This is a genomic window from Aeromicrobium sp. UC242_57 (genome assembly GCF_044452305.1).
Classification (GTDB): domain Bacteria; phylum Actinomycetota; class Actinomycetes; order Propionibacteriales; family Nocardioidaceae; genus Aeromicrobium.
Window position 1 is genome coordinate 134,791 of record NZ_JBIOAM010000002.1, and the last position, 26,892, is coordinate 161,682.

Below are 26,892 nucleotides of genomic sequence, written 5' to 3' on the forward strand. Positions count from 1 at the left end.
GCAGGTCACGTCCGCCGCCTGGCGAGGTCAGGGTCAGGTCGCGGACCTCGAGGACGACCTGGTCGGTCACGGTCGAGGTTCTCGGTGCTGGGGTTGGAAGCTCGGAGCCGACCATCGGCTCGGCCAGCTTGCTCTGGACGTGACCGAGGCAGCGTCGACGGTGTCGACCGTCGCGCCACGACGGATCACGGTGACCTCGTCGGCGACCGACAGCACCTCGTCGCTTGTGGGAGATGAAGATGACGGCCAGGCCCTCGCGGGTCAGCTCCTCGAGGTTGCCGAACAGCCGTCCACCTCTTGCGGCACGAGCACTGCGGTCGGCTCGTCGAGGATGATGATCGAGGCACCGCGGAACAGCACCTTGAGGATCTCGACCCGCTGCCGGGCACCGACGCCCAGCGTCTCGACGAGCACGTCGGGCTCGATGTCGAGGCCGTAGGCGGCGGAGATCTCGCGGATCTTGTCGCGGGCGGCGTCGCCGATGCCGTGGAGCTTCTCCTGCACCCAGGACGACGTTCTCGAGCACCGTGAAGTTGTCGGCCAGCATGAAGTGCTGGAAGACCATGCCGACGCCGGCGGCGATGGCGTCGCTGGGCGAGGACAGCGTCACCTGCGTGCCGTTGACCTCGATAGTTCCGGAGTCGGGCTTCTGCACGCCGTACAGGATCTTCATCAGTGTCGACTTGCCGGCACCGTTCTCCCCCACGACCGCGTGCACCGTGCCCCGCCTGACGTCGATGTTGACGTCATGGTTGGCGACGACCCCCGGGAAGGTCTTGCCGATGTCGCGCAGTCGTACGACCACGTCCTGGTTCGTGCTCGTCGATTTCACACTGCCCCTCACTTCACAGGTACAACAGGACGACCGTGGCCCGGGCCCACGCTACAGCGCGTGCCCGGGCCACGTCAGCAGCGACTACGAGGTCGGAACCTTGATGGTTCCGTCGATGATCTGCTTCTTGTAATCGTCGAGCTTGCTCACGATGTCGTCGATGTGACCACCCGTCGTGGAGTAGCCGACGCCGTCGACCTTGAGGTCGTAGACCGTCGGGCCGGTCGGGACGTCACCCTTCTCGACGTTGTCGAGGTAGGTGAACACGGCGACGTCGATGTTCTTGAGCATCGAGGTGATGATGACGTCCTTGACGGACGCATCAGCGGTCAGCGCCTGGTCGGAGTCGACGCCGATGGCCTGCTTGCCGGCCGCTGCGGCTGCCTCGAAGACACCGCCGCCCGAACCGCCTGCAGCGTGGTAGACGACGTCTGCGCCGGCGTCGAACATGCCCTCAGCCGTGGTCTTGCCCTTGGCCGGGTCGCCGAAGCCGCTGAAGTCCGGCGGCTGCGTCAGGTAGCGGGCCTGGATCTTGATGTCCTTGTTGACGGCCTTGGCGCCAGCCTCGTAGCCGACCTCGAACTTCTTGATCAGCGGTGTCTCGACGCCACCGACGAAGCCGATGTTGCCCGACTCGCTCTTGAGCGCGGCAGCGGCACCGACCAGGAACGAGCCCTGCTCCTCGGCGAACAGCAGGTTGGCGATGTTGTCGCCCTCGACTGCGTCGTCGACGATCGCGAAGTTGACCTCGGGGTTGGCCTTGGCGACCTTGCCGACGGAGGCGGAGTAGGCGAAGCCCACTGCGATGACGGGGTTGAAGCCCGCGTCAACGAGCTGCTGGAGGCGACCCTCGCGAGCCGACTCGGCCTCGCCGTCCTGAGCCTCGGCGGTCTGGACCGTGACGCCCAGGTCGCAGGCGGCCTTGTCGAGTCCCTTGGCTGCCGAGTCGTTGAAGGACTGGTCGCCGCGACCGCCGACGTCGAATGCCATGCCGACCTTCTTGTCGGGATCAGCCTTGACGCAGTTGTCACCCTCAGCGGACGGCTTGTCGCCCTCTGAGTCACTGTTCTTGCCACAGCCCGCTGCAGCGAGCACGAGTACGGCCACACCCGCGACAGCGGTGGCCTTCGTCAGTCGACGCAAAATTCCTCCTCGATACGGAGCCGGGAGCCCGGCACGTGTGTCGACCTTAATGCTGGAAGGGGTGCCCTGGGACCCAGAGGTCCGCTTTACCTGAGCCCTTAATCGTTTCTTCACCTGACCGAAACTGCGGGAACTGTCGGTCAGCTCACGGCCGCGCAGGCCAGCACCTTGGCGCCGACGGCGATGGCCCGCTCGTCGATGCGCAGATTGCCTTGGTGCAGGTCGTACGTCGGCCCGTCGGGAGTGCGGGTGCCGAGCCGTCCCATCGCGCCGGGCACCGCCTCGACGTACCAGGCGAAATCTTCGCCGCCGAGGCTCTGGGCCGTGGCCGCGACACCGCTGGGACCGACCGCCTCGGTCACGGCCCGGCGCAGGATCTCGGTGGCCCCGAAGTCGTTGACGACCGGCGGGACGCCGCGGGTGTAGACGACGTCGGCGCTGACCCCGAAGGGCTCGATGATGTCGCTGATCAGGCCGCGGACCAGATGCTCGGCCTGGTGCCAGGCGGCCGCGTCGAGCATGCGCAAGGTGCCGGTCAGCTCACCGCTGGACGGGATGACGTTGGCGGCATTGCCCGAGTGGACCTGACCCCAGACCATGCTGGCGCCCGAGCGGGGGTCGAAGCGGCGCGACAGGACGGCCGGGAGCTGGGTCAGCAGGCTGCCGAGCGCGTACGTCAGGTCTTCGGTCAGGTGAGGCCTCGACGTGTGACCGCCGCGGCCGCTGAGCCGCACCGTGATGTGGTCGGAGGCGCCCGTGATGGGGCCTTCGCGCAGCCCGACCTGACCGACGTCGAGCGAAGGATCGCAGTGCAGGGCGAAGATGCGCGAGACGCCCTTCAACGCACCGGCCGCCAGCAGCCGCAAGGCACCGCCGGGCATGACTTCCTCAGCCGGCTGGAACAGCAGCCGCACCCGCACCGGCAGACGGTTCTCGGCGTGCGCCTGAGCCAGGGCGACGCTGGCCCCGAGCAGCGCGGAGATGTGCACGTCGTGGCCACACGAGTGCGAGACCCCGGCGACGGTCGAGCGCCACGGGTCTTGCGAGGCGTCCTCGACCGGCAGGGCGTCGAGGTCGGCACGCAGCGCGATGATCGGTCCCTCTTCTGGACCGACGTCGGCCATGAGGCCCGTACCCTCGAACCGCTCGTACGGGATGCCGCTCTTGTCCATCCACGTCGCCACCAGGTCGGTCGTGCGTTCTTCGTGCCACGACAGCTCGGGATAGGCGTGCAGCGCGCCGCACCTCGATCAGGTCGGGGGTGACCACGTCGATCGAGCGTGCGAGGTGTTCTGCAAGAGACATTCCTTCAGGATATCGCTGTTTGCCGTGCGCCCCTGCCGGACGTCCACCCTGGCCTAGAGTGAACCCATGCCTGTGCCCACCTCCATGGACGACTCCTTCCCCAGCGACGGCACCTTCGACTCGATGTTCACCCTGTTCATCGTGATCTTTGTGGTGGCGGCCATCGGCGCCGCCGTCGTGACCGTCATGAACTGGAAGAAGGCCAGCGATGCGGGCGTCAACCCGTTCACGATGGAGACCGAGGCCATGACGACGCTCATCAAGTCACAGGCGTTGGCACCGGAGAAGACGTTGGAGCAGCGGTTGGCCGACCTCGACGCCCTGCACGCCAAGGGCACCATCAGTGCGGCAGAGCTCGCGACTGCCCGTGCCGAGGTGCTCAAGAGCCTGTAGGACTCACCCTTCCAGGGCAGCCTTGATCTGCTCGACCGTCTCGTCCGCCAAGGCGCTCAGCTTCGGCTTGACCACCAACGGGGCCACCAGCTTGGCGACTCCGCGGAACTCGAAGTCGGCGCGGTAGCGGATCTGGGTACGGTCTCCGTCGCGGGTGAACGTCATCGAGTCGGTCGCGGTGGCGGTCTTGTTGGTGCCGCGGCACGAGAAGAACGTGGGACGGTCGTAGCCGATCGTCTCGTACGTCAGGTCGACTTCGCGGCCCATGAACGTCGACCGGTTGGCGTAGGTCGTGCCCAGACCGCCGTCACCCGTGACGCGGGTCGTCTCAAGCGTCCCGGGATCCCACTCATTGGTGTTGACGAAGTCGCTCAAGTAGTCGAAGACGTCCTCAGGGGATCTCGACACCGTGAAAGTCCGTTCGACGTGCATGCCTCCACCGTAGGTCGCGCAGCTCGGCCCGCAACTCCTGAAGACGCTGGTCGTGGTGCCTCAGGTACCACAGGGTCGCGAACAGGATGCCGAACAGCGTCAGCGTCCCGCCGCCGATCATCATCCACCTGGCGCCGAACGTCTCACCGACCCATCCGACGATGGGCGCACCGATCGGCGTCCCGCCCATGAAGACCATCAGGTACAGCGCCGCGACCCGCCCGCGCATCATGGGGCTCGAGGTCAGCTGGATCGTGGCGTTGGCCGACGTGACCATCGTCAGGGCGCACAGGCCGAGCACCGGGAGCACCGCGGCGAAGCTCGTGTAGGTGGGCATCAGCCCGGCAACGATCTCGACGATGCTGAAGCCGGCACCGGCCAGCACCACGAAACGCAGCCGCGGTCGCGGACGACGAGCCGCCAGCAGCGCCCCGCCGAGCGAACCGATCGCCATGATCGACGCGAGCAGCCCCGTACTCCCCCGCACCCTTGCCGAAGACCTCGGTGGCCATCAGTGCGCTGGTCATCTGGAAGTTCATCCCGAAGGTCCCGACGAAGAACACGCAGGTCAGGATCAGCACCAGGTCGGGCCTCGACCGGACGTAGGCGACACCGTCGCGGATGGCACGCTTGCGGGTGCCGGTGATGTCGGAGGGACGCAGCCGGCTGCCGTCGAGCAGCTGCAACGACGCGAACACCGCGACATAGCTGACGGCGTTGATCAAGATGACCCAGCCGGCGGCACCGACCCCTGATCCGAGGGCGGCGATCATGAGCCCGGCCACGGCGGGGCCGATCATCCGAGCCAGGTTGAACGAGGCGGAGTTGAGGCCGACGGCATTGGCCAGGTCGTCACGTCCGACGATCTCGACGACGAACGACTGGCGCGCGGGAGCGTCGAAGGCCGTGCCGATGCCGAAGATGAAGGTCAGCAGGTACACGTGCCACAGCTCGAGCATCCCGGTCACGGCGAGCAGCCCCAGAAGGGCCGACGGCAGCGCCATCGCGACCTGGGTGCAGCGCAGCACCGTGCGTTTCGGCACGCGGTCGGCGACGACGCCGGCGACCGGCGAGAACAGCAGAACAGGCAACAGCTGCAGCCCCGTCGTGATGCCGAGCGCGGTCCCGCTGGCGGTCAGCTGCAGGACGAGCCAGTCCTGGGCGATGCGCTGCATCCAGGTGCCGGTGTTCGACAGGATCCCACCGAGCATGTAGATCCGGAAGTTGCGGACGGACAGTGCGCTGAACGTGGGGCTCAAACCTGGGCGAGCCGTTCCATCAGCACAGCAGCCTCCCTCAGGATCGATCGGTCGGCGGCGTCGAGCTCGTGCAGTCGTTGGCTGAGCCAGAGGTCACGTCGATCACGTTCGGCGGCCAGGACGGCATCGCCCTCCACGGAGATCGAGATCAGCACCTGGCGTCCGTCGTCAGGGTGCGGCGACCGGGTGACGAATCCTTCGTCCAGCAGCTGGGCGAGGATGCGGGTCATCGACGGCGGCTGGACCCCTTCGTACGCGGCGATCGCACTGGGCGTCGCCGGGCCGATCGCGAAGGTCGATCCGAGCACCGACAGCTGGGTCGGGGTCAGATCGCTCTGACGCTCCTTGCGCAGACGTCGGTTGAGGCGCGCCACCGACCGAGCGAGCTGGTGAGCATCAGTAGGCATATCGTTAGCATAACAAATTACCTACGCTAACCAAATCCCCGCTGACGAGGCACTTGTCGCCCTACGACGAGAGGGTTGCCGCCCGCAGCGTGGACGACAACCCTCTCCTCAGGGGGCCATAACCCCCTCGTCAGCGTTCTTAGGCTTTGCCCTTGGCGAGAGCTTCCGAGGAGATCGCGGTTCAGGCGGCTGATCGTGTCGAGCGGGATGCTCTTGGGGCAGGCCGACGTGCACTCACCGATGTTGGTGCAGCCGCCGAAGCCCTCGTGATCATGCTGCTCGACCATGCCGACGACCCGCGAGTCACGCTCGGGCTGGCCCTGCGGGAGCAGGCCCAGGTGCGTGATCTTGGCGGCCGTGAACAACATGCCCGAACCGTTGGGGCACGCTGCGACGCACGCGCCACAGCCGATGCATGCGGCCGACTCGAAGGCGTGATCGGCATCATTCTTCGGCACGGGGAGGTTGTTGGCCTCAGGCGCCGAACCGGTCGGCGCGCTGATGAAGCCACCGGCCTGGATGATGCGGTCGAAGGCACCACGATCGACGACGAGGTCCTTGATGACCGGGAACGCGCCCGCCCGCCACGGCTCGATGTCGATGACGGCGCCGTCCTCGAAGCTGCGCATGTGCAGCTGGCACGTCGTGGTGACCTGCGGGCCGTGCGCCTGGCCGTTGATCACGACACCACACGCTCCACAGATGCCCTCGCGGCAGTCGTGGTCGAAGGCGATCGGGTCGTCACCGGCCAGCGTCAGCTGCTCGTTGAGGACGTCGAGCATCTCGAGGAACGACATGTGCTCGCTGACGTCCTCGACGCCATACGTGACCATCTTGCCCTTGCTGTCGGCGTCCTTCTGACGCCACACCCGTACGGTGATGTTCACTTGTAGCTGCCTGGCCTTCATCTCGACGTACTCGTACTCCAACGGTTCCTTGTGCAGGACCGGGGTGTCTCCCCCGAACTCCCACGCAGCGACGTACGCGAACTCCTCGTCGTTACGGAGTGCCTCGCCGTCCTCGGTCTGGCTCTCCGCGCGGAAGTGACCGCCACACGACTCGGCGCGGTGCAGCGCGTCGATGCACATGAGCTCACCGAGCTCGAAGAAGTCGGCCACGCGGCCGGCCCGCTCGAGGGTCTGGTTGAGCTCTTCGTTGACACCGGAGACCTTGACGTTCTGGTAGAAGTCGGCCTTGAGCTCACGGATCAGGCCGATCGCCTTGGTCAGACCGGCCTCGGTGCGCTCCATGCCGCAGTACTCCCACATGATGTGGCCGAGCTCCTTGTGGTACGAGTCGACCGTGCGGTTGCCGTTGATCGACAAGAATGTGTCGATCCGGTCGACGACCGCCTGCTTGGCCGCCACGACCTCGGGATGATCGTCGCCGATCTTCTCGAACGGTCCGTCGGCCAGGTAGTTGGCGACCGTGTTCGGCAGCACGAAGTAGCCGTCGGCCAGACCCTGCATCAGCGCCGAGGCGCCAAGGCGGTTGGCACCCTGGTCGGAGAAGTTGGCCTCACCCGTGACGAACAGGCCTTCGAGGTTGCTCTGCAGGTCGTAGTCGACCCACAGCCCGCCCATCGTGTAGTGCACGGCCGGGTAGATACGCATCGGCGTCTTGTACGGATCCTCGCCCGTGATCTGGGCGTACATGTCGAACAGGTTGCCGTACTTGGCGACGACCGTGTCGAGCCCGAGACGCTTGATCGCGTCGGCAAAGTCGAGGTAGACACCGAGGCCACCGGGGCCGACGCCCTTGCCGTCGTCGCACTGATACTTCGCGGCGCGCGAGGCGATGTCACGGGGCACCAGGTTGCCGAACGCCGGGTAGATGCGCTCGAGGTAGTAGTCGCGCTCGTCCTCGGGGATCTGGTCGGCGGGACGTTCGTCGCCGGCCTTCTTGGGCACCCAGATGCGGCCGTCGTTGCGCAGCGACTCGCTCATCAGGGTCAGCTTCGACTGGTAGTCGCCGGAGACCGGGATGCAGGTGGGGTGGATCTGCGTGTAGCAGGGGTTGCCGAAGTAGGCGCCCTTGCGGTGCGCACGCCACGTCGCCGTGGTGTTGCAGCCCATCGCGTTGGTCGACAAGAAGTACACGTTGCCGTAGCCACCTGTGGCCAGGATGACGACGTCAGCGGTGTGCGTCTCGATCTCGCCGGAGACCATGTCGCGAGCAACGATGCCGCGGGCCTTGCCGTCGACCATGATCAGCTCGAGCATCTCGTGGCGGGTGTTGACCTCGACGGTGCCGGCTGCGACCTGACGCTCCAGCGCCTGGTAGGCGCCGATCAGCAGCTGCTGTCCGGTCTGGCCGCGGGCGTAGAACGTACGCGAGACCTGGACGCCGCCGAAGGAACGGTTGTCGAGCAGTCCGCCGTACTCACGAGCGAACGGGACGCCCTGCGCGACGCACTGGTCGATGATGTTGACCGAGACCTGCGCGAGGCGGTACGAGTTGGACTCGCGCGAACGGAAGTCGCCGCCCTTGACCGTGTCGTAGAACAGCCGGTAGACGCTGTCGCCGTCGTTGCGGTAGTTCTTGGCGGCGTTGATGCCACCCTGCGCGGCGATCGAGTGTGCGCGGCGCGGGCTGTCCTGGTAGCAGAAGCCTTGACGTGGTAGCCGGCCTCGCCCATCGTCGCAGCGGCGGCCGAGCCGGCCAGGCCGGTTCCGACGATGATGACGCTGATCTTGCGGCGGTTCGCCGGGTTGACGAGCTTGGCGTTGAACTTGCGCTCGTCCCAGCGCTTCTCGATCGGTCCGGCAGGCGCCTTGGTGTCGGCGATGTCGTGGCCGACGACGTGGAACTGCCCGGCCTCGGGGGTAGTGGTGGTAGTCATCAGGAACCAGCTCCGAAGAAGAAGATCGCGAACGGGACGGAGATGAAGCCGACGGTGATGACGGTCGCGAGAGCGATCGAGATCACGGTCCAGCGCGAGCCCTTGCGGGTCGAGCTGCGGTTCTGACCCAGGGTCGTGAGCGCGCTCCAGAATCCGTGAGCCAGGTGGAAGCCGACGGCGACAAGGCCGATCGTGTACAGCAGGACGACCCACCACAGCCGAAGCCGTTGACGACGCGGTCGTACTTGCTGTCGCTGGCGCCACCGGGTGAGATCCAGTTCGGCATCATCTGTGCGACGTGGCCGATGATGAACAGCAGCAGGATGACGCCGCCCCACCGCATCGTGAACGATGCGTAGCTGCGCTGGTAGCCGGTCTTGTTCTGGCTCGTGTGGTAGCGCTTGCCGCCGACGTACCCGGCAGCTGCCTTGTTGCGGCGCCACAGCGTGGCGGCCGCATAGGCGTGCACGAGCAGCGCGGCCACGAGGAGGACGCGGATGATCCACATCGCGCCGCCCTCAGGCAGGTACGGGTAGAACATGTGCGGGAGGGTCTCGTGGAGATAGTGGTCGAACTTCTCCCGTCCCTGGAAGAACTTCAGGTTCCCGTACATGTGGACGAGCAGGTAGCCCAACATGATGAGCCCCGACACCGCCATCGAAGATTTCAGAGCCACGGTCGACCGTTTGGCCGAGACGCGCTTCGCAGTTTGAGTAGTTGCCACGTTCACACATTAGGACTCTTCGACGATTCTGGCTAAGTCATGTTGAGGGCAACCTTCATAGCCATTGGCTATGACACACTTGACCAGTGCAGATCCATCAGCAGCTACTTCGTGGCCGTCGCCCGTACCCGCCACTTCACCCGTGCGGCCGAGCTGACGGGTGTGTCGCAGCCCACGATGTCCAAGCAGATCAGGGTTTTGGAGAACTCCCTCGGTGCTGCGCTGTTCGTCCGCGACCGCGGCGCCATCGAAGCCCACGAGCGCCGGCGAGGCCCTCCTCCCCCACGCCCAGCGCATCCTGATCGACGTCGAGAGCGCTCAACGCGCCGTGCACGAGGTCGCCAGCCTGCGCCGCGGACGAGTCCGGCTCGGCGCGACCCCGTCGTTGTGCGACGGTGTCCTGCCGGAGGCACTGACTCGCTTCCATGCCGCCTACCCACAGATCGACCTCGAGGTGCACGAGGCCGGCTCGCGGCTGTTGACCCGCGAGCTCGCCCAGGGCCGGCTTGATGTCGCCCTGCTGATCATCCCGTTGCCCAGCAACGAGCCCGACATCGAGACGACCCCCGTGCTGCGCGAACGGCTCGTGCTCGCCAGCCCCGCCGACAGCGAGCTGCCGAGCCACATGGACGTGCAGGGGCTCCGCGACCTGCCGCTCGTGATGTTCCGCGAAGGCTATGACCTGCGGGACGTCACGCTGCGGGCCTGCGCGGCAGCCGGATTCGAACCGCGTCTGGCCGTGGAGGGCGGAGAGATGAGTGCCGTGCTGCGGTTCGTCGAGGCGGGCCTTGGCCATGCTGTGGTGCCCAGCATGGTGCTGTCGACCCGGCCGCAGCGAAGGCCACCCAGCTGGAGAATCCTCCGTTGGACCGAGTCATCGCCCTGGCCCATCGCCAGTCGGATGCGCTGCCCCTGGCGGTGCAGGCCTTCAAGTCGGACCTGCTCGACCACCTGAGGACGTTCAGCGATGCCGACCTGCTCGACCAGTAGGCCATTCAGTCTCGATCGGGAAACACCTGCCGGGCGATCGCCTGGACATCGCGGTCGAGCAGGTCGACCTTGTTGTCGAGCACCCGGATCTCTGCCTTGATCTCGGCTGTGAGCGTGCTCATGTCGGCGCGCAGATCGGTGGCCAACGTGCCCATCTCAGCCCGCAGATCGGTCGCCAGCGTTCCCATCTCAGCCCGCAGATCAGTAGCCAACGTGCCCATCTCAGCCCGCAGATCAGTGGCCAGCGTGCCCATCTCGGCCCGCAGGCTCGTGCCCTGGGAGCTGACGACTGAGCTGAGCGAACCGATCTCGGCCCTCAGGACCCTGAGGAATGCCGCGGACAGCAGCCCCAGCACGCTCGACATGATCGCGACGAACACACCGATCATCGTCCACACCTGCAGCTCGTTCGCCACGCCGTCTCCGCTCTTCGCTCCGGTCAGCCCAGTCTTTCAGCCCCGGCGACTCATGGGTAGCGACGAGCAGAAAGCTGTGGAAAACCAGCACGCCTGGCTCAGCTGAGACTGGCACCCAGGGGGAAGGCGCGCTGCGGGACCCAGCCGAGCTCGTCCTCGTGGTGGTAGAGCGCAAACTCGCTGACGACGAAGTCACAGGCGAAGTCGCTCAGATCGTCGTACGCCCGGTCGAGGCTCGCATCATCGAGGTTGTGGGCGACCGTGACGTGCGGATGGAACGGGAACTCCGGCTCGGGGCTGTCGAGCGCGTTGCGCACGCACTTGGCCAACATCTCGGTGTACGAGATGCCCTGGCTCACGGCGACGAACACCACCGGCGACACCGGACGGAACGTCCCGGTCCCGCGCAGCTTCATCGTGAAGGGCGGCAGGGTCACCGATGCGCGCTCCAACGACGCGCAGACGGCCTCCAGCTCGTCGTCGCGAACCTCGGTCGGCGGAATCAAGGTCACATGACTGGGAACTGTCTCGGCCAGAGGATCGCCGAACTCAGCCCGCTTGCGACGCAGCAACGAGCCGTAGGGCTCAGGTATCGCGATCGAGACGCCGATGATGGGCACAGGTCAGACCTGCCGGACGAAACCGGAGCGGTCGTAGACGAGGTCCAACGTCGTGCTGGCGACCTCGCGGGCCTGCTCGGCGCCCTTGGCCAGGATGCGGTCGAGCTCACCACGATCGGCCAGCAGCTCGCGGGTCCGGTCACCGAATGCGCCGACGAACTCGGCCACGATGTCGGCCAGGGCGACCTTGAGGTGTCCGTACTGCTGCCCTTCGAACTCCGCGACGATCTTCTCGATCGGCTCGTCGGTGAGGGCCGAGTAGATCGAGAGCAGGTTGGAGATGCCCGGCTTGGCGACCGGGTCGTACGAGATCTCGGTGCCGGAGTCGGTCATCGCCGACCGGATCTTCTTGAGCACCTGCTTGGGGGTGTCGAGCAGCGACACGACGCCATTGGGCGACAGCGCCGACTTGCTCATCTTGGACGTCGGATCTTGCAGGTCGTAGATCTTCGCAGTGGCCTTGACGATGTGCGGTTCCGGGACCACGAACGTCTCGCCGAACCGGTGGTTGAAGCGCTGCGCGAGGTTGCGGGTCAGCTCGACGTGCTGGCGCTGGTCCTCACCGACCGGGACCTTGTCGGCCTGGTAGATCAAGATGTCGGCGGCCATCAGGATCGGGTAGGTGAACAGGCCGACGCTGGCTGAGTCCTGACCGCCCTTGGCGCTCTTGTCCTTGAACTGCGTCATCCGGGCAGCCTCGCCGAATCCGGTGACACCGCCGAGGATCCAGGCCAGCTGGGCATGCTCGGGCACGTGGCTCTGCACGAAGAGGGCGCTGCGCTCAGGGTCGACGCCAGCCGCGACGCTGGGCTGCGGCGATGTAGGTGCGCTCGCGCAGCAGTGCGGGTTCGTACTCGACCGTGATGGCGTGCAGGTCGGGGATGAAGTAGAACGCCTCGAAGTCGTCCTGCAGGGAGACCCACTGCTTGAAGGCACCGAAATAGTTGCCCAAGTGGTACGAGTCGGCCGTGGGCTGGGCCCCGGACAACACGCGTGGTCGACGAACGGTGTCCATGTCCGGCATTCTGCCAGTCGCGCCGATCGGGTGAGTCGTTAGGCTCGCATCGTGACTGACGTGTGCCGGTGGGATGTGCCAGGTCGGGTGAACCTGATCGGGGAGCACCTCGACTACAACGGTGGACCAGTCCTGCCGATGGCGATCGACCGGCGGGTGACGGTCAAGGCACGTCTCCGTGAGGACGGAGTGGTCAATGTCTGGACCGATCTTCCCGGTGCTGCCAAGGAGTCGTTCACGACCTCGGTACGACCTGGCGAGGTCGACGGATGGGCTTCGTATGCTGCGGCGATGATCTGGAGCCTCGGCAACGCCGGTCACTCGCTGTCCGGAGCAGATCTCGTGATCGAGTCCGCGCTGCCGTCGGGCGCAGGACTGTCGTCGTCGGCCGCGACGACGTGCGGCATCGGCGCTGCCCTCAACCAGGCACAGCACCTCGGGCTCGACCGGACCCAGGTCGCTCAGCTGGCCCAGCAGGCCGAGGCCGAGTTCGTCGGCGTGCCGGTCGGGCTCATGGACCAGCTCGCCGTGCTGCACGGGCAGGCCGGGCACGCCCTGCTGATCGACACGTCGCAGCAGCCGCACCCGTTCGAGGCCGTTCCTCTCACGTGGGACGCCGACGGCCTGACCCTGGTCGTCATCTCGACCGGAGCACACCATTCTCTCGCTGCGGGCGAGTACGCGGCGAGGCGCGAGGAATGCGAGCAGGCCGCCGCCGAGCTGGGGCTCGACCGGCTCGCCGATGCCGGGCTCGACGCCACCGTCAGGTTGACCGACGAGACGCTGAAGGCCCGCACCCGCCACGTCCTGACCGAGACGGCGCGCGTCCGAGGTGCGGTCAACGCGATCCGGCGCGGCGCCTGGCCCCAGCTCGGGACGATCCTGACCGCGTCCCACGCCTCGCTGCGCGATGACTTCGAGGTCAGCTGTTCCGAGCTCGACACGGCCGTCGAGGCGGCGCTGGAGGCCGGCGCGCTCGGTGCGCGGATGACCGGCGGCGGCTTCGGCGGCAGCGCGATCGCGCTCGTCGCTCCCGAGAAGGTCCAGGCCGTGCGCGACCGGGTCGAGGCCCGGTACCTCGACCGTCGCTGGGCTCGGCCCGAGGTGTTTGCGGTGCGTGCCGCCGATGGCGCGCACCCGGCGCCGAGCACAGATGCCAGACTGGGAAAGTGACTTCTCGACGCATTGCCTATCAGGGCGAGCCCGGCGCCAACTCGCACATCGTGGCCAACCGCCACTACCCCGACTGGGACACGCTGCCGTGCGCGTCGTTCGAGGACGTCTTCGCTGCCGTGGAGTCCGGCGAGGCCGAGCTCGCGATGATCCCGATCGACAACTCGATCGCCGGGCGGGTGGCCGACATCCATCATTTCCTGCCCACGTCGGGACTGCACATCATCGCCGAGCACTTCTTGCGCATCCAGTTCAGCCTCATGGCGATGCCGGGCGTGACGATCGACCAGATCAAGACCGTCCACAGCCACGTCCACGCGTTGGGCCAGTGCCGCAAGATCATCCGCGAGCACGGGCTGACACCGGTCATCTCAGGCGACACGGCCGGCGCGGCACGTGAGATCGCCGCCGCCGGCGACCCCACCCAGGCCGCGATCTCGCCCCCGATGGCCGCTGAGATCTACGGTCTCGACGTGCTGGCCCACGACATCGAGGACGAGGACCACAACACGACCCGGTTCGTGGTCCTGTCCCCGCGAACCGGTGCGTGCACCGGCTGGCAACGGCCCGACGGTCACGACGTTCGTGTTCAACGTCCGCAACCTGCCGGCCGCCCTCTACAAGGCTCTGGGCGGCTTCGCCACCAACGGCGTCAACATGACCAAGCTCAGAGCTACATGGTCGACGGCGAGTTCACCGCGACCCAGTTCCTGGCCGAGGTCGACGGGCATCCCGACGACCTGCCGCTCGCCCGGGCGCTGGAAAGGCTGACGTTCTTCACGACCGACATCACCGTGATGGGCGTCTACCCCGCAGATCCGTTCCGCGCCGCCAGCCGATGATGCGGTGGCCGCTGTCGGTACCCGTGCTGAGCGACGGCGTCGTGACGCTGCGCGCGCACGTGCCCGGCGACATCGACGCGATGCTGGAGATGGCCAGCGACGCTGATGGTGCAGTGGACCAGCATCCCGAACCCGCACACCCGCGAGATGTGCGAGCAGCACGCGTTCACGATCATTCCGCGCGGCTGGGACGACGGAACGATCCGCGGCTGGGCCATCGAGGCGACCGACGACACCGGACGCTCGCGGTTCGCGGGCAATCTCGACATCCGGCAGCGGCCGATCGCCGACATCGGCTTCGCCCTGCACCCGTGGGCGCGAGGTCAGGGCATCATGGCGCGCGCCGTGCGGCTGGCCGTCGACTGGGCGTTGACCGAGGGCGGCGTGGAGATCGTGCACTGGCGCTCGCACATCGGCAACGAGTCGTCGTTGCGCGTGGCCCACTCGACCGGCTTCACGTTGCACGGGACCACTCCTGGGATGTTGTACGAGCGCGGTCAGGTCCTCGATGCCTGGACCGGCTCGATCCGGTTCGGCGACGCACCGTACGCCCGGGGACCGTGGGCGGAGTCCACCGTGCTCGAGTCCGACCGGCTGCGGCTGCGCCCCTTCACCGAGGCTGACGTGCCGCGGCTCGTCGAGGCCTGCAGCGATCCTGCGTCGCAGCGCTACCTGGCCCACTTCCCGCAGCCGTACACGCCTGCGGCGGCGCGAGCGTATCTGAACGACTGCCTCTGGCAGGCCGCGACGGGCGCGAAGGTTACCTGGGCGATCGCCGACCGTGATAGCGACGACCTGCTGGGCAATATCTCGGTCATGGACATGCTGGGGGTCAACGGCGACTCCGGCGAGGTCGGCTACTGGCTGCACCCCGATGCCCGGGGCCGCGGCCTGATGACCGAGGCGACCCGGCTCGTCGTGGCGCACGCGCTCGACCCCGACGGGCTCGACCGTCGCCGTCTGACGCTCTACGCCGCGACCGACAACGCCGCGAGCAACGCCGTCGCCAACGCGGCCGGCTTCACCTACTACGGCACCCAGCGCGCAGCCGAGCGGCTCGGCGACGGATCCTTCGACGACCTGCGCGGCTACGAGCTGCTGCGCTGACTGGCGCCTCTCACTTCCAGGCGAAGGGCGGCTGCTCGACGTCCGCGACGCGCGTCGCACGTCCGTGCAGCACGACCTCGGCGAACTGGTGCACGATTGCTCCGGTCGGCGCGTGGATCAGCTGGCCGAGCAGCGGCAGCTGCAGGACCGGCCGATCAGACTGCGGAATCGCGACGAACCGGGGCTCCACCGAGACCGCCGACATCGTGAGGCGGTGGATCGACGCCACCTCTGCCTCTGCGAGAACTGGCGTGAAGGGCACGTCGACCGCCCAGATCACGACCGGGGTGATGCGAAATCCTGACCGGGTCACGAAGTCGTCGAGCTCGCCGAGCACGGCATCCTGAGGGACGTCGAGACCCACCTCCTCAGCCAGCTCCCCGCACCGCGGCCTCCCGGACCGTCTCACCGGGATCGAGGCGCCCGCCCGGCAGCGCCCATTGGCCCGCATGCGCACGCAGGGTGCTGGCCCGCAGCGTGATCAGCAAGCGGGACCGTCGGCACCACCCATGCCGTCCACGAGCACGAGGCACACCGCTGCGCGGCGCTCGGAGGGGTGTGCCGGGGCGGCCCGTCGCTCGAAGGCGTCCAGGTTCTGCTGCGCCGACGCGCGGGTGATGGCCACCCCACCTTCCTACCTCAGGGGCGAGGTGGGTTTTCGTCACCCTCCGGGTGCACGATGGTCACCATGGCCTCAGGACACCCCCCGAACACTGCACCTTCCGCCGGCACTGACCTGCCGGCTGGCTACCGGCCATGGCCTGCACTCTGGGCCATGGTCATCGGCTTCTTCATGATCCTGATCGACAACACGATCGTGTCGGTGGCGACACCGGCGATCATCCGCGAGCTCAAGACCGACTACAACACGGCGATCTGGGCGACGAGCGCCTATCTGCTGGCCTATGCCGTGCCGCTGCTGGTGACCGGACGTCTCGGCGACCGGATCGGCCCCAAGAAGGTCTACCTGTTCGGGCTCGCCGTCTTCACCGCTGCATCCCTGTGGTGCGGCCTGACCGACTCGATCGAGATGCTGATCGTCGCTCGCGTCGTCCAGGGCTTCGGCGCGTCCTGCATGACGCCGCAGACCATGGCGGTCATCACCCGCACCTTCCCCGCCGCCAACCGCGGCAAGGCCATGGCCCTGTGGGCGCGACGGCAGGCGTGGCGACGCTCGTCGGGCCGATCCTGGGCGGCGTGCTGGTCGACGCGGCTGGCTGGGAGTGGATCTTCATCATCAACGTGCCGATCGGGGTGATCGCCTTCGTCCTCGCGGCCCGGCTCGTGCCCGATCTGCCGACCCACGCCCACAGCTTCGACTGGATCGGGGTGGCGCTCAGTGCTGTGGCGGTCTTCCTGGTGGTCTTCGGCATCCAAGAAGGTGAACGCTACGACTGGGGCACGATCTCCGGCATCCTCAGCGTCCCGCTGCTGATCGCGCTCGGGGTGCTGCTGTTCGCGGTGTTCCTGTGGTGGCAGGGCCGCATCGAGGCCGAGCCGCTGGTGCCGCTGTCGCTGTTCCGCGACCGCAACTTCTCGGTCGGCAACGCCGGCATCGCGATGGTCTCCTTGGCCATCACCGCCATGGCTCTGCCGCTGATGTTCTACGCCCAGAACGCGCGCGGGTGGACTCCGACGGAGTCGGCGCTCCTCCTGGCTCCCATGGCGGTCATGCTGATGGCTCTCTCCCCCCTGGTGGGTCGGCTCGTCGACCAGGTGCACCCCCGCACGCTCACCGTGATCGGCTTCGGCGTCGCCGCCGGTTCGATCCTGGGGCTTCTGCTGATCATGACCCCCACGACCCCGGTGTGGCAGCTCTGCGTGCCGATGGCGACGTTCGGCGTGGCCAACGCCTTCTTGTGGGCTCCGCTCAGCGTGACGACGACCCGCAACCTGCCGCTGGCGGCGGCCGGGGCCGGTTCGGGCATCTTCAACACGGTCCGACAGTTCGCTGCGGCGCTCGGCAGCGCGGCGATCGCCGCGGCAATCACCTCTCGGCTGGCAGCGCAGGGCCTCGGCGGCGACGCGAGCCAGGCGTTGTCCGGCCAGAGGATGCCGACCGACATCCAGACCTCCTACACCGACGCCATGGCGCAGGCCCTGTGGCTGCCGGTCCTGGCGTACCTCCTCGGGCTGGTCGTCGTGCTGTTCATGGCTCGTCCCACGCATGCCGGGCACGGCGCGACCTAGGGCTTTCGCATTGACCGAAGGCGTCTCTGATGACAAGATGACATCACGCATTAGCAATCAGTAGCGCCCTCCGAGCACCCCGCTCCCGTGTGAAAGTCCCGCCATGACCTATGTGATCACCGATGCTTGCATCGATGTGATGGACAAGTCCTGCATCGAAGAATGCCCCGTCGACTGCATCTATGAAGGCGACCGCATGCTCTACATCCAGCCCGACGAGTGCGTGGAATGTGGTCGATGCGAACCCGTCTGCCGCAGATCTCGATCTTCCACGAAGACGATCTGCCGGACGACAAGAGTGTCTGGGCCCAGGTCAACACCGAGTTCTTCGCCGAGATCGGCTCCCCCGGCGGCGCCCGCAAGGTCCAGCCCACCGGGTCCGACCATCCCATGGTCGACTCGATCGGAGCCAAGCGATGACGATGCTCGAGGTCGACATCGCGATCATCGGCGCCGGCCCGAGCGGACTGTACGCCTCCTACTACGCAGGATTTCGCGGGCTGCGCACCGCCCTGATCGACTCGTTGCCCGAGGTCGGCGGACAGATCGCGGCGCTCTACCCCGAGAAGGCGATCTTCGACGTCGCCGGCTTCCCCTCGATCCGCGGCCAAGACCTCGTCGACGGGTTGCACGCACAGGCCACGCGCTGGAGCCCCGAGATCTTGCTGGAGTGCCAGGCCGTGGGCCTGGAGGAGACTCCCGAGCACGTCACGATCACGATGAGCGACGGTCGACAGGTCCGTGCTGCCGCTCTGCTCATCACCGCCGGGATCGGCACGTTCGAGCCGCGCCAGCTTGCCGACGGGCTCCGACTCGAGGACCGCGGCCTGCGCTACTTCGTGCCGCGGCTCAACGACCTGACAGCTCAGGACGTCGTCATCGTCGGCGGCGGCGACTCGGCCGTCGACTGGGCCCTGGCCCTTGAGGACGTTGCCGCAAGCGTCACCCTGGTCCACCGACGCCCGGCGTTCCGCGCCCACGAGCGCAGCGTCGAGCAGCTGATGGACTCCACCGTCACGGTGCTGACGCCCTACGAGGTCGACGAGCCGTCGGAGACGAGCACCTCACCTCCGTCGTGGTCAGCAGCAAGGACGGCGACGTCAAGCACCTTCCGGCACGCACGGTCGTCGCCGCGTTGGGCTTCATCGCCGACCTCGGCCCGATGGAGCAGTGGGGACTCGAGCGCACCGCCGTCACATCGTCGTCGATCGCACGCAGCGCACCAACCGCGAGCGGGTCTTCGCCGCTGGCGACGTCACGCACTTCGACGGCAAGGTCAAGCTCATCTCGATCGGCTTCGGCGAGGCGGCGCTGGCGGTCAACCACATTGCGCGGTTGATCGATCCGTCCTCGGCCCTCAACCCCGGGCACTCCACGGACGGCTGAGATCACACCGAAGGCCCCGCTCGTCGATCGAGCGGGGCCTTCGTCGTGGGCTGGGAGTCAGGGCAGGAAGTCGGCCCTCGGCGGCGTGAAGACGTCGATGTTGATGCACGGACCCTCGATCGGACGATGTAGTGCTCCGCGCCGGCCGGCACCAGCATGAACGAGCCCGGCCCCATCCGGTGCGGCTCGCCGCTGACGTAGTAGTCGCACAGGCCCGCGTCGATGTACACGCTGGTCGAAGTCTTCGTGCGAGTGCGGATTGGTCTGCATGCCGACGTCGAGGGAGTGCCACGCGAACATCACCTGATCGGTCGTGTAGATCCGGCGTCGCACGCCCGGACGCACGTCGACGATCGGGATGTCTTCCCAGTTGACGACTGTCGCGTAGTTGTTCATGTGCTGTGTCCCTCTTCTCGTGGGGTGGTGTCGCCGGCCGTCACGTGGCCAGCTGCCGCAGGCCTGCGGCCAGGATCTGCAGATCGGAGCCCAGCAGGACGAGAGCCGCGTCCTGCAGCCCTGCGGCCGGAACGCCGTCGAGCCGGGCGGCCCAGCCGCCGAACGGCACCTGCTGGTCGTCCGCACACCGAGCGATCTCGGCGACGGCCTCGGCCAGCGAGCCGTCGTCGGACGCCAGCCCACGTGAGACCGCGAGGTCTGTCGTGCCGACGAAGGCCACGTCGAGGCCCGTGATGACGTCTGCCAGGTCGCCCTCGACGTCGGACTGGATCTGGCCGACCAACAAGGGTGGGGCGATGCGTTCAGCGGCCAGGTAGTCAGCCAGTGCCAGCCCCCCGAAGCCTGCGGTGGGGTGCGCCAGACTGATCGACCGGCGCCCGATCGGCGCATAGTGGCAAGCCGCGTGAAGCGCTTCGCGTTGTGCCGCACTGGACAGCATCGAGAGCTGGATTCCGGTCGCCCCAGCTTCCAGGAGGCGGTTGACCTGGCCAGGCTCGACCGATGGCACCCGCACCAGGGCCGGCAGCCCGATGCCGTGGCAGTGCCGCAGCATCGAGATCACGTCGCCCTCGCCGAGCGAGGAGTGCTCCATGTCGATCACGACGAGGTCGAGCGACGTGACGCACATGTCGAGCACGTCGGTCGTCGGGGAGCTTGACGAACGTCCCGAGCAGTCGTTCACCCGCCGCGAGGCGCTGCCTCAGGCGGGCCCGCTGAGCGCGGACCCCGCCTGGACCGCGGACGTTCACTGGTTCAGGCCACGCCATGGCGTGATCGAGATGTTCTCACCCTTGGAGAGCACCGTGGTCGGCTCGTAGCGAGGAGCGACGATCGAGTTGCCGGCCGCATCGGGCATGAGCTGGTCGGAGACCTCTTCGACGACCGTGACATTGGCCGGGCTGCCGACTGCCAGCGTGCCGTAGCCCTCGTCGGCGATGCCGAGCAGCTTGGCGGGAACGATCGTGGCCCGCTCGATGACGTCGGTCAGGTCCGCACCGAGCGCCACAGCTTGGAGATGCTGGTCAGCAGGTCGAAGACCGGGCCGTGCCAGTTGCGGGCCGAGGTGTCGGACGACACGATGTCGGCAGGAAGCCGTCGGCGATCGCTTCACGGGCGACGTTGAAGCTGAGGTTGCTGCGGCCGTGCGCCGAGTCGAACAGGACACCGCGCTCGCGCGCCTCCATGACCTCGGGCAGCACCTTGCCGTCACCGAGGATGCCGTGCGGCTTGCCGGTGTAGCAGTGCGCCACGATGTCGCCGGCGCGCAGGTGCGGCAGAACGTGCTTCAGCGGCTCGGAGGTCTCGCCGATGTGCACCATCAGCGGCAGGCCGGCCTGGTCGGCGAGGCTCAGCGACTGGTTCAGCAGCTCGAGCCAGGCTTCTCCGACGACGTCCTCGGACAACCGGATCTTGAAGCCACGGACGACGTCGGCATTGTCGGCGGCGACCTGCAGCGCGTCCTCGACGCACAGCGTCGCGGGTTGATCAGCTCGCCGTAGCGGAAGTCGATCAGGCCGAGCACCGAGACGTTCAGGAAGTTGAGCACCTTGAGGTCGTTGGGCTCCACGACGAGCTTGCGGAAGGCGTTGAACGTCGAAGCACCGGCTGTGCCCGCGTCGGCCACCGCGACGACGCCGCGACGCAGGTGTGCCTCGGTCGCGTCGGCGCCGACCTTCGAGACGTGCTCGAAAGATGTGGCTGTGTCCCTCGACGAGTCCGGGGAAGACCAGCTTGCCCTGGCAGTTGATCGTCTCGCGGGCACCGTCGGTGATGCTCGGCGCGACCTGCTTGATGACGCCGTCGGCGATGGCGATGTCGAAGTCGCCGACGACTCCGCTCGACGGGTCGACCACGCGTCCTCCTCGCAGGACGAGATCGTGCTCGACCTGCGGTTCAGCAGACAGGGTGGCGGTAGTAGGTGAAGACATCATTCTCCTCGGACGAGTGGGCGTTCGGTACGGGTTGTGGTGGAACGGGTGGATCAGTTCAGACGAAGACGTGCGAGCCTGCGTCAGGACAGCTGCGCCTGCAGGCGTGCGGCAGTGCGGGCCGTGGCGTCGGGCGGCGCGACGAGGGCGTTCTTGAGGGGCTCGACCCCGTCGACGTGCACTTCGACGACGTCTCCGACGCGCAGGAACTCCTTGCGGTCCTGCCCCGTGCCCGAAGGCGTGCCGGACAAGAAGACGTCGCCGGGCTGCAGCGGCGCGAACCACGAGAGCCGGGACAACAACTCGGTGATGCTCCAGACCATGCCGGCGCTGGTGTCCTCCTGGCGCAGCTCGCCGTTGACGAACGAGCGGACCCGGATCGAGTCGAGGTCTTCCTCGGCGTGCACGGTGCGCAGCGACGCGCCGATCGGCTTGCAGCCCGCGAAGCTCTTGGCCAGCACGGGCGTCGACGTCTGGCGCATCACGTCGCGGGCGGTCATGTCGCTCGCTCCGGTGTAGGCGGCCACGTACTTCCAGGCGTCCCGCGGATCGACGCGGTACATGCGGCGTGAGATGACGGCAGCGATCTCGGCTTCGTAGTCGAGCTCGTTGGTGCAGCCTTCTGGATAGTCGATGTCGGCGCCGGGGCCGGGAGATGGCGCCCGCGGCGGCCGAGAACAGGATCGGCTCGGTGGGGATCGCCCGACCGGTCACGACGACCTTGGAGTGGTAGTTCAGTCCGACTCCCCACACCGCGCCGCTGCGGCCGAGCGGGGCGCACAGGCCCGCCGCGACGACTTCGTCGCGGGACACGGTCCTGGCCACACGGGCGGGACGACAGCCAGTCGTACGACCCGTGCTCGACCAGGACGGACCGCAGGTCGGGGAAGGGGACGTCCAGCACCTGGACGCTATCGCCATCGGCTCGACCGATGCCCCAGCGCGTCACCATGAACTCCATGCCACGTATCCTCATATGCGAGATGGCATCTTGTCAATCAAGATGAAAATGAGATGGGCGCAATCCTCACGCTTCCCGCTGACGTTGCCTGGCAAGGCCGCCCTGATTCAGCGATTTCTCGCTGAATTTCCACCATCCCCCGCTCACGCTGCCACTAGGCGTGACGCCGCCACATTTGCGAGACGATGACTGTTGCGAGACGTCATATCATCCATTGACACGCGACTAGGCACGTCCTATCGTCCTTCCTCAATGGCTGACAGGCTGTGCCCTCGGGCCCTGTCAGCGCGACTGAGAGGGGCGTCATGAGACGGGACCGCATCGAGCTCGCATCATGGGGCTGGGCCATGCTGGGCACCTTCACGCTGCTGGTCGGCTGGCAGCTTCTGGGCGAGCTCGACCTCGTGCCGAGGTCCTCGCTCCCCGGCCCGATCGAGGTCGCACAGGCCGTTCCGACGTTGCTGTCCGATCCCGAGTTTCGAAGCGGTGCCGCCGACACCATGCTCAACTGGTTCACCACGGTGCTGATCGGATCGATCGCGGCAGTCGCCGTCGGGCTCGTGGCCAGCAGCTCGCCCATGCTGCGACGCCCCACCGAGCTTGGTCGTCAACACGTTCCGGGCCGTGCCCGCCACCGCCCTGATCCCCATCGCGGTGCTGATGTTCGGGCTCGGCAGCCCAGATGAAGATCTCGGTCGCGGTCTACGCGATCTTCTGGCCGATCCTGATCAACACGATCTACGGCGTCGCCATGACGGAGCCGATGCGCCTCGACGCCGCTCGGTCGATGCACTGGCGGTGGTGGCGCCGCCAGGTCTTCGTGACCCTCCCCAGCGCGACACCCTCGATCCTGACCGGGATCAGGATCAGCGTGGGGATCGCCCTCGTCGTCATCATCTCCACCGAGCTTCTCGGTGCCCGCTACGGCGTCGGCACGATCTTGGTGCAGTACACCGCAGGCAGACCGACCCGATGTCGTCTACGCCGGGGTCCTCGCCCTCGGCGTCGTGGGCGCTGCGGCGTTCTCGCTCATGATGCGGGCCGAGCACCGCCTGGTCCGGTGGGTCTCCGTTGCCTGACTCGATGAGACCGCACCCCCTCGACAAGGAGCGCCACACATGTCACTCGTGAGTCAACCGACACTTCGCCAGAGCGCCGGCCGGTTCGTCCGGGGCCTCAGCACGATCTGGCTGCTGCTGCTCGTGTTCGCGGTCTGGGAGCTCTACGCACGGCTCAACCCCTCGGTGTTCTTCCCCCGATCAGCAAGATCCTCGACAACTACCGCACGGTCTGGCTCTCGTCCGATCCCAGCCAGCTGTTCCACTCCGACCTGTTCATCGAGCAGGCTGGCACCAGCCTGAGCCGGTTCGCCCGCGGGTGGGCCCTCGCAATCGTGATCGGCGTCAGCGTCGGCGTCATGCTCGGGGCAAGTCAGGTGCTGGCCAGGATGTACAACCCGACCGTCCGGTTCTTCGCCTCGATCCCGAGCACCCTCCTGCTGCCGATCGCTGTCCAGCTGTTCGGCATCGCCTCCACCATGAACGTCTTCCTGATCTGCCTCGGCAGCGTGTGGGTCATCATCATCAACACCTGCGACGGCGTGGCCGGCGTCGACCGTTCGTGGATCCGCAGCGCCCGGAGCCTGCAGCTGGACGTCTGACCCTGTACCGCAAGGTCATCATCCCGGCGGCCATGCCGCAGATCATGGCCGGGTTACGCGTCAGCCTCGGCATCTCGCTGATCCTCATGGTCATCGCCGAGCTGTACGCCCACGACAGTCGGCCTGGGCCATCAGATCGTGATCGCCCAGACCAGCTTCCGCTACCTCAACATGTGGTCTGCCTTCGTCGTCGTCGGCGTCATCGGCATCACCCTCAACGCACTGTTCAGCCTGATCGAGCGTCGGGTCCTGCGGTGGCAGCGCCGCGCCGGCCTGAGCGCCCTCTAGACACCAACCCGCAAGGAGCGACATGGATCTCTACGTCGACGCAGTCACCAAGACCTATGGGCACGGGCCCACCGCCAAGCAGGTGCTGACCGACACCAGCCTGGTCGTCAACTCCAAGCAGTTCGTGTCGATCGTCGGCCCGTCCGGGTGCGGCAAGTCGACCCTGCTGATGGTCATGGCCGGACTCCTGTCCCCCACCGGTGGCGAGGTCCGGCTCGGCGAGCGGACGATCAACGGCCCGCCCATGGGCTTGTCGGTCGTCTTCCAGGACTACAGCCGGTCACTGTTCCCGTGGATGACGGTCGAGCGCAACCTGGCGATGGCGGCCACGGCGTACAAGATCCCCAAGGCCGAGCTGAAGAACCGGGTCGAGCACGCCTTGCACTCGGTCGGCCTGGCCGGCTCCGGCTCGATGTATCCCTGGCAGATGTCCGGCGGCATGCAGCAGCGTGTGGCCATCGCCCGGGCCCTCGTCGTGGAGCCGACCGTCATGCTGATGGACGAGCCCTTCGCCGCCGTCGACGCGCAGACCCGCGCCGACCTCGAGGACCTCGTCCTCCGGGTGCGCGCCGAGTACCAGGTCACGGTCGTGTTCGTGACCCACGACATCGACGAGGCGGTCTACATGGCCGACCAGGTCGTCGTGATGGCTGCCGGTCCCGGTCGCATCGTGGCCAACATCGACGTCGACCTGCCCCGCCCACGCGACCAGGTCGAGACCAGCTCGACCAGCGCTTCACCGGCTGCGCAGCCAGGTCTTCCAGCTCGTCATGCGTCCCACCGAGGCCTGACGCGTCCACCACTCTCGCCCTGGCACAGCCTGTGTCCGGGCTCCTGCACTCCACCCTTCGAAAGGCACTGCTCATGAAGCACCACCTCAGGAAGAATCGCGCCAGGAAGAATCGCGCCGTTGCCCTCGCTGCGACGATCGGACTGGCCGCCGCGACGCTCGCCGCGTGTGGCTCCGACAAGGACTCCGCCTCCGCACAGGACTCCGGAACCCTGCGGATCACGACCTTGGGTCTGTGCAACGAGACCTCGGTGTACTGGGCCGAGAAGAACGGCATCTTCGAGGACAACGGCCTCAAGGTCGAGCTCGTGAAGTCGACGGGCGGTGCCGCCGCCCTGACCGCGCTGCAGAGCGGAGACATCGACCTGGCGTTCACGAACCCGTTCTCCACCATGATCGCCCGCTCGCAGGGCATCGACGTCCGGTGGATCGCGACTGCCTACGAGACGACCTCGGTCAAGGGCGAGGGCACCAACGCGATGGCCGTCACGGAAGACTCCGGCATCACGAAGGCGTCGGACCTCAACGGCAAGACGATCGGCGTCAACGAGATCGGCGGCATCAACGAGATCATCACGACCGAGTGGCTGACGATCAACGGTGCCGACGCCTCCAGCGTGAAGTTCGTCGCCCTGCCGTTCAACGAGCTCGCGTCCTCGGTCGCCAACGGCAAGATCGACTCGGCACAGATCCCGGCACAGAACGTCGATCCGAAGCTCGGCCTGACGTCGCTCGAGGATCCGTACGTCGCAGTCGGCAACGGCAAGGGACTGGTGTTCGCGGGGTACGTCGCGACGAGCAAGAACGCCACCTCCAAGGAGAAGTCGCTCAAGGCGTTTCAGGACTCGTTGATCACGGCCGTCGACGAGTACACCGCGCCTGAGAACGCCGACGCGAAGTACGCCCTGCAGTCCGAGAAGTGCAAGCAGGATGCTGCGTACCTCAAGTCGTTGAAGGAGAACATCTACGAGGCACGCGTCGACACCGAGGCGATCGCGCGGATGGGCAAGATCCTCGAGGAGCAGGAGCGGCTCGACGGTCCCGCCGAGATCGACGACCTGGTGCCGTCGTACATCGTGACCAAGTAGGTCACCCGACTGCCGCAGCACGCGCGAAGGGTTCTGGTCGACTCGAGTCGACCAGAACCCTTCGCGCGTTTTTGCGCGACAGTGTCACATAATACGAGACGAGCCAGTGCTCGGTCGACCGACTAGTGCCCCAGCGGCGGGATGGGCCACTCGTCTGCGGGCGTGCCCAGATCGGCCGACAGGCCCACGGCCGCTGAGCGCAGGGTCTCGATGACCTCGGCCTCCAGGTCTTCGGACAGCGAGACCGCCGTGCCGACGACGGCCAGGGATGCTGCGATCTTGCGGTACTCGAAGATCGGCGCTGCAATCGTCCGCACCCCGTGCACAGCCGGGGAGTTCATCGAGACGCCGGTCTCGCGGATCAGGCCGAGCTCGCTCTCGAGGCCGGGCAGGAACCGCAACCGACGGTCGAGGCCCGGAACCTCGGCATGATCGAGGTAGGCGCAAAAGACCCTGCCCTGCGCGGACTCGAACAGGTCGAGCCGGGCGCCGGGCTTGATCGTGAGCCGGACCGATCCGGTCGTGTTGTCGAGGCACCTGACGACAGCAGCGGTCTCGCCGTCCCACACCGAGAGGACCACGGTCTGGTTGACCTGCTTCAAGCTTTTCCATGTGGGGTCCGGCAGCCGCGATGATCGACAGCCC

Annotated in this window: 32 protein-coding genes and 8 pseudogenes; 16 read left to right on the forward strand and 24 right to left on the reverse strand. The window is 67.1% G+C overall.

Annotated elements, in window-relative coordinates; translation table 11 throughout:
• Positions 1-66: 66 nt before the first annotated feature.
• From ACHMWU_RS05275 to ACHMWU_RS05290, 4 genes and pseudogenes are all read right to left on the reverse strand, one after another.
• Complete coding sequence (locus tag ACHMWU_RS05275; RefSeq protein ID WP_396041996.1) at positions 67-216, reverse strand: hypothetical protein; 150 nt, start codon at positions 214-216, stop codon at positions 67-69.
• A gap of 45 nt (positions 217-261) precedes the next feature.
• Positions 262-844 (reverse strand): annotated as a pseudogene (locus ACHMWU_RS05280) (ATP-binding cassette domain-containing protein).
• A 72-nt stretch (positions 845-916) separates the two neighbouring features.
• The gene (locus tag ACHMWU_RS05285; protein WP_396041997.1) at positions 917-1,975 is read right to left on the reverse strand and encodes a BMP family protein; all 1,059 of its coding nucleotides are present in this window, start codon (positions 1,973-1,975) and stop codon (positions 917-919) included.
• A 140-nt stretch (positions 1,976-2,115) separates the two neighbouring features.
• Complete coding sequence (locus tag ACHMWU_RS05290) at positions 2,116-3,159, reverse strand: amidohydrolase (protein WP_396041998.1); 1,044 nt, start codon at positions 3,157-3,159, stop codon at positions 2,116-2,118.
• Between the two features lie 187 nt (positions 3,160-3,346).
• On the opposite strand from ACHMWU_RS05290, the gene ACHMWU_RS05295 reads away from it, so the two are divergent.
• Positions 3,347-3,673, forward strand: a complete 327-nt coding sequence (locus tag ACHMWU_RS05295) for a hypothetical protein (RefSeq protein ID WP_396041999.1) — start codon at positions 3,347-3,349, stop codon at positions 3,671-3,673.
• A gap of 3 nt (positions 3,674-3,676) precedes the next feature.
• Here the strand turns inward: ACHMWU_RS05295 and ACHMWU_RS05300 are convergent, their stop codons facing one another.
• The 7 genes and pseudogenes from ACHMWU_RS05300 to ACHMWU_RS05330 form a co-directional block, all read right to left on the reverse strand.
• Positions 3,677-4,105, reverse strand: coding sequence for an SRPBCC family protein (locus ACHMWU_RS05300; RefSeq protein ID WP_396042000.1), 429 nt, complete (start codon positions 4,103-4,105; stop codon positions 3,677-3,679).
• Entirely contained in the window at positions 4,065-4,559 is a 495-nt protein-coding gene (locus ACHMWU_RS05305) for an MFS transporter (protein WP_396042001.1), read from the reverse strand. The genes ACHMWU_RS05300 and ACHMWU_RS05305 overlap by 41 nt, the downstream gene beginning before the upstream one ends.
• Positions 4,560-4,635: 76 nt before the next feature.
• Positions 4,636-5,316 (reverse strand): annotated as a pseudogene (locus ACHMWU_RS05310) (MFS transporter); the annotation flags it as partial.
• A 44-nt stretch (positions 5,317-5,360) separates the two neighbouring features.
• The gene (locus ACHMWU_RS05315; RefSeq protein ID WP_396042002.1) at positions 5,361-5,738 is read right to left on the reverse strand and encodes a MarR family transcriptional regulator; all 378 of its coding nucleotides are present in this window, start codon (positions 5,736-5,738) and stop codon (positions 5,361-5,363) included.
• Positions 5,739-5,932: 194 nt separating this feature from the next.
• Positions 5,933-6,658 (reverse strand): annotated as a pseudogene (locus tag ACHMWU_RS05320) (succinate dehydrogenase/fumarate reductase iron-sulfur subunit); the annotation flags it as partial.
• A gap of 9 nt (positions 6,659-6,667) precedes the next feature.
• Positions 6,668-8,613 (reverse strand): annotated as a pseudogene (locus ACHMWU_RS05325) (fumarate reductase/succinate dehydrogenase flavoprotein subunit); the annotation flags it as partial.
• A gap of 82 nt (positions 8,614-8,695) precedes the next feature.
• Entirely contained in the window at positions 8,696-9,265 is a 570-nt protein-coding gene (locus ACHMWU_RS05330) for a succinate dehydrogenase (RefSeq protein WP_396042003.1), read from the reverse strand.
• 111 nt (positions 9,266-9,376) lie between these two features.
• Here ACHMWU_RS05330 and ACHMWU_RS05335 point away from each other — a divergent pair.
• Positions 9,377-9,520, forward strand: a pseudogene (locus tag ACHMWU_RS05335) (LysR family transcriptional regulator); the annotation flags it as partial.
• A 31-nt stretch (positions 9,521-9,551) separates the two neighbouring features.
• Positions 9,552-10,292, forward strand: a complete 741-nt coding sequence (locus ACHMWU_RS05340) for a LysR family transcriptional regulator substrate-binding protein (RefSeq protein ID WP_396042004.1) — start codon at positions 9,552-9,554, stop codon at positions 10,290-10,292.
• Positions 10,293-10,332: 40 nt separating this feature from the next.
• Here ACHMWU_RS05340 and ACHMWU_RS05345 read toward each other — a convergent pair whose 3' ends face one another.
• The 4 genes from ACHMWU_RS05345 to ACHMWU_RS05360 all read right to left on the reverse strand — a co-directional run bounded on the left by ACHMWU_RS05345 (position 10,333) and on the right by ACHMWU_RS05360 (position 12,354).
• Complete coding sequence (locus tag ACHMWU_RS05345) at positions 10,333-10,743, reverse strand: hypothetical protein (protein ID WP_396042005.1); 411 nt, start codon at positions 10,741-10,743, stop codon at positions 10,333-10,335.
• Between the two features lie 98 nt (positions 10,744-10,841).
• Complete coding sequence (locus ACHMWU_RS05350; RefSeq protein ID WP_396042006.1) at positions 10,842-11,363, reverse strand: 2'-5' RNA ligase family protein; 522 nt, start codon at positions 11,361-11,363, stop codon at positions 10,842-10,844.
• Between the two features lie 3 nt (positions 11,364-11,366).
• Entirely contained in the window at positions 11,367-12,128 is a 762-nt protein-coding gene (gene trpS, locus ACHMWU_RS05355; protein ID WP_396042007.1) for a tryptophan--tRNA ligase, read from the reverse strand.
• A 16-nt stretch (positions 12,129-12,144) separates the two neighbouring features.
• Positions 12,145-12,354, reverse strand: a complete 210-nt coding sequence (locus ACHMWU_RS05360; RefSeq protein ID WP_396042008.1) for a hypothetical protein — start codon at positions 12,352-12,354, stop codon at positions 12,145-12,147.
• A gap of 75 nt (positions 12,355-12,429) precedes the next feature.
• Between ACHMWU_RS05360 and galK the strand changes: the two genes are divergently transcribed.
• The 3 genes from galK to ACHMWU_RS05375 all read left to right on the forward strand — a co-directional run bounded on the left by galK (position 12,430) and on the right by ACHMWU_RS05375 (position 15,500).
• The gene (galK, locus tag ACHMWU_RS05365) at positions 12,430-13,551 is read left to right on the forward strand and encodes a galactokinase (protein WP_396042009.1); all 1,122 of its coding nucleotides are present in this window, start codon (positions 12,430-12,432) and stop codon (positions 13,549-13,551) included.
• Positions 13,548-14,393 (forward strand): prephenate dehydratase domain-containing protein, encoded by an 846-nt coding sequence (locus ACHMWU_RS05370; RefSeq protein ID WP_396042010.1) that lies wholly within the window; start codon positions 13,548-13,550, stop codon positions 14,391-14,393. Before galK ends, ACHMWU_RS05370 begins: the two co-directional genes overlap by 4 nt.
• A gap of 105 nt (positions 14,394-14,498) precedes the next feature.
• Positions 14,499-15,500, forward strand: a complete 1,002-nt coding sequence (locus ACHMWU_RS05375; RefSeq protein ID WP_396042011.1) for a GNAT family N-acetyltransferase — start codon at positions 14,499-14,501, stop codon at positions 15,498-15,500.
• Between the two features lie 10 nt (positions 15,501-15,510).
• Here ACHMWU_RS05375 and ACHMWU_RS05380 read toward each other — a convergent pair whose 3' ends face one another.
• Genes ACHMWU_RS05380 through ACHMWU_RS05390 form a run of 3 tightly spaced genes read right to left on the reverse strand, consistent with a single transcriptional unit; the run spans position 15,511 to position 16,125 of the window.
• Positions 15,511-15,864: a hypothetical protein gene (locus tag ACHMWU_RS05380; RefSeq protein ID WP_396042012.1), complete on the reverse strand. Its 354-nt coding sequence runs from the start codon at positions 15,862-15,864 to the stop codon at positions 15,511-15,513.
• Positions 15,865-15,868: 4 nt separating this feature from the next.
• The gene (locus ACHMWU_RS05385) at positions 15,869-16,033 is read right to left on the reverse strand and encodes an NUDIX domain-containing protein (protein ID WP_396042013.1); all 165 of its coding nucleotides are present in this window, start codon (positions 16,031-16,033) and stop codon (positions 15,869-15,871) included.
• Positions 15,982-16,125, reverse strand: a complete 144-nt coding sequence (locus ACHMWU_RS05390) for a hypothetical protein (protein ID WP_396043063.1) — start codon at positions 16,123-16,125, stop codon at positions 15,982-15,984. The genes ACHMWU_RS05385 and ACHMWU_RS05390 overlap by 52 nt, the downstream gene beginning before the upstream one ends.
• 168 nt (positions 16,126-16,293) lie before the next feature.
• Between ACHMWU_RS05390 and ACHMWU_RS05395 the strand changes: the two are divergent.
• The 3 genes and pseudogenes from ACHMWU_RS05395 (at position 16,294) to ACHMWU_RS05405 (ending at position 19,165) form a co-directional block, all read left to right on the forward strand.
• Positions 16,294-17,690 (forward strand): annotated as a pseudogene (locus ACHMWU_RS05395) (DHA2 family efflux MFS transporter permease subunit).
• A 103-nt stretch (positions 17,691-17,793) separates the two neighbouring features.
• Positions 17,794-18,110: pseudogene (fdxA, locus tag ACHMWU_RS05400) on the forward strand (ferredoxin).
• Positions 18,107-19,165 carry an FAD-dependent oxidoreductase gene (locus ACHMWU_RS05405; RefSeq protein WP_396042014.1) on the forward strand — a complete coding sequence of 353 codons (1,059 nt, stop codon included), beginning with the start codon at positions 18,107-18,109 and terminating at the stop codon, positions 19,163-19,165. Before fdxA ends, ACHMWU_RS05405 begins: the two are co-directional and overlap by 4 nt.
• Here the strand turns inward: ACHMWU_RS05405 and ACHMWU_RS05410 are convergent.
• From ACHMWU_RS05410 to ACHMWU_RS05430, 5 genes and pseudogenes are all read right to left on the reverse strand, one after another.
• Positions 19,134-19,472 (reverse strand): hypothetical protein, encoded by a 339-nt coding sequence (locus ACHMWU_RS05410; protein ID WP_396042015.1) that lies wholly within the window; start codon positions 19,470-19,472, stop codon positions 19,134-19,136. The two genes, ACHMWU_RS05405 and ACHMWU_RS05410, sit on opposite strands and share 32 nt — an antisense overlap.
• Before the next feature lie 40 nt (positions 19,473-19,512).
• Positions 19,513-20,214 carry an aldolase/citrate lyase family protein gene (locus ACHMWU_RS05415; RefSeq protein WP_396042016.1) on the reverse strand — a complete coding sequence of 234 codons (702 nt, stop codon included), beginning with the start codon at positions 20,212-20,214 and terminating at the stop codon, positions 19,513-19,515.
• 63 nt (positions 20,215-20,277) lie between these two features.
• Positions 20,278-20,538 carry an amidohydrolase family protein gene (locus ACHMWU_RS05420; RefSeq protein ID WP_396042017.1) on the reverse strand — a complete coding sequence of 87 codons (261 nt, stop codon included), beginning with the start codon at positions 20,536-20,538 and terminating at the stop codon, positions 20,278-20,280.
• 16 nt (positions 20,539-20,554) lie between these two features.
• Positions 20,555-21,385 carry a hypothetical protein gene (locus ACHMWU_RS05425; RefSeq protein ID WP_396042018.1) on the reverse strand — a complete coding sequence of 277 codons (831 nt, stop codon included), beginning with the start codon at positions 21,383-21,385 and terminating at the stop codon, positions 20,555-20,557.
• Between the two features lie 158 nt (positions 21,386-21,543).
• A pseudogene (locus tag ACHMWU_RS05430) lies at positions 21,544-22,098 on the reverse strand (fumarylacetoacetate hydrolase family protein); the annotation flags it as partial.
• A gap of 628 nt (positions 22,099-22,726) precedes the next feature.
• Between ACHMWU_RS05430 and ACHMWU_RS05435 the strand changes: the two are divergent.
• The 7 genes from ACHMWU_RS05435 to ACHMWU_RS05465 all read left to right on the forward strand — a co-directional run bounded on the left by ACHMWU_RS05435 (position 22,727) and on the right by ACHMWU_RS05465 (position 26,247).
• Positions 22,727-23,107: a hypothetical protein gene (locus ACHMWU_RS05435; RefSeq protein ID WP_396042019.1), complete on the forward strand. Its 381-nt coding sequence runs from the start codon at positions 22,727-22,729 to the stop codon at positions 23,105-23,107.
• The gene (locus tag ACHMWU_RS05440; RefSeq protein WP_396042020.1) at positions 23,104-23,508 is read left to right on the forward strand and encodes an ABC transporter permease; all 405 of its coding nucleotides are present in this window, start codon (positions 23,104-23,106) and stop codon (positions 23,506-23,508) included. The genes ACHMWU_RS05435 and ACHMWU_RS05440 overlap by 4 nt, the downstream gene beginning before the upstream one ends.
• A 40-nt stretch (positions 23,509-23,548) precedes the next feature.
• Positions 23,549-23,782, forward strand: coding sequence for a hypothetical protein (locus tag ACHMWU_RS05445; RefSeq protein ID WP_396042021.1), 234 nt, complete (start codon positions 23,549-23,551; stop codon positions 23,780-23,782).
• A gap of 32 nt (positions 23,783-23,814) precedes the next feature.
• Entirely contained in the window at positions 23,815-24,081 is a 267-nt protein-coding gene (locus ACHMWU_RS05450; protein WP_396042022.1) for an ABC transporter permease, read from the forward strand.
• 138 nt (positions 24,082-24,219) lie between these two features.
• A complete protein-coding gene (locus tag ACHMWU_RS05455; RefSeq protein WP_396042023.1) occupies positions 24,220-24,369 on the forward strand; it encodes a hypothetical protein in 150 nt (49 codons plus the stop codon).
• Between the two features lie 22 nt (positions 24,370-24,391).
• The gene (locus tag ACHMWU_RS05460) at positions 24,392-25,237 is read left to right on the forward strand and encodes an ABC transporter ATP-binding protein (protein WP_396042024.1); all 846 of its coding nucleotides are present in this window, start codon (positions 24,392-24,394) and stop codon (positions 25,235-25,237) included.
• A complete protein-coding gene (locus tag ACHMWU_RS05465) occupies positions 25,234-26,247 on the forward strand; it encodes an ABC transporter substrate-binding protein (RefSeq protein WP_396042025.1) in 1,014 nt (337 codons plus the stop codon). The genes ACHMWU_RS05460 and ACHMWU_RS05465 overlap by 4 nt, the downstream gene beginning before the upstream one ends.
• Positions 26,248-26,369: 122 nt before the next feature.
• Here the strand turns inward: ACHMWU_RS05465 and ACHMWU_RS05470 are convergent, their stop codons facing one another.
• Entirely contained in the window at positions 26,370-26,849 is a 480-nt protein-coding gene (locus ACHMWU_RS05470) for an IclR family transcriptional regulator C-terminal domain-containing protein (RefSeq protein ID WP_396042026.1), read from the reverse strand.
• Between the last annotated feature and the right edge of the window lie 43 nt (positions 26,850-26,892).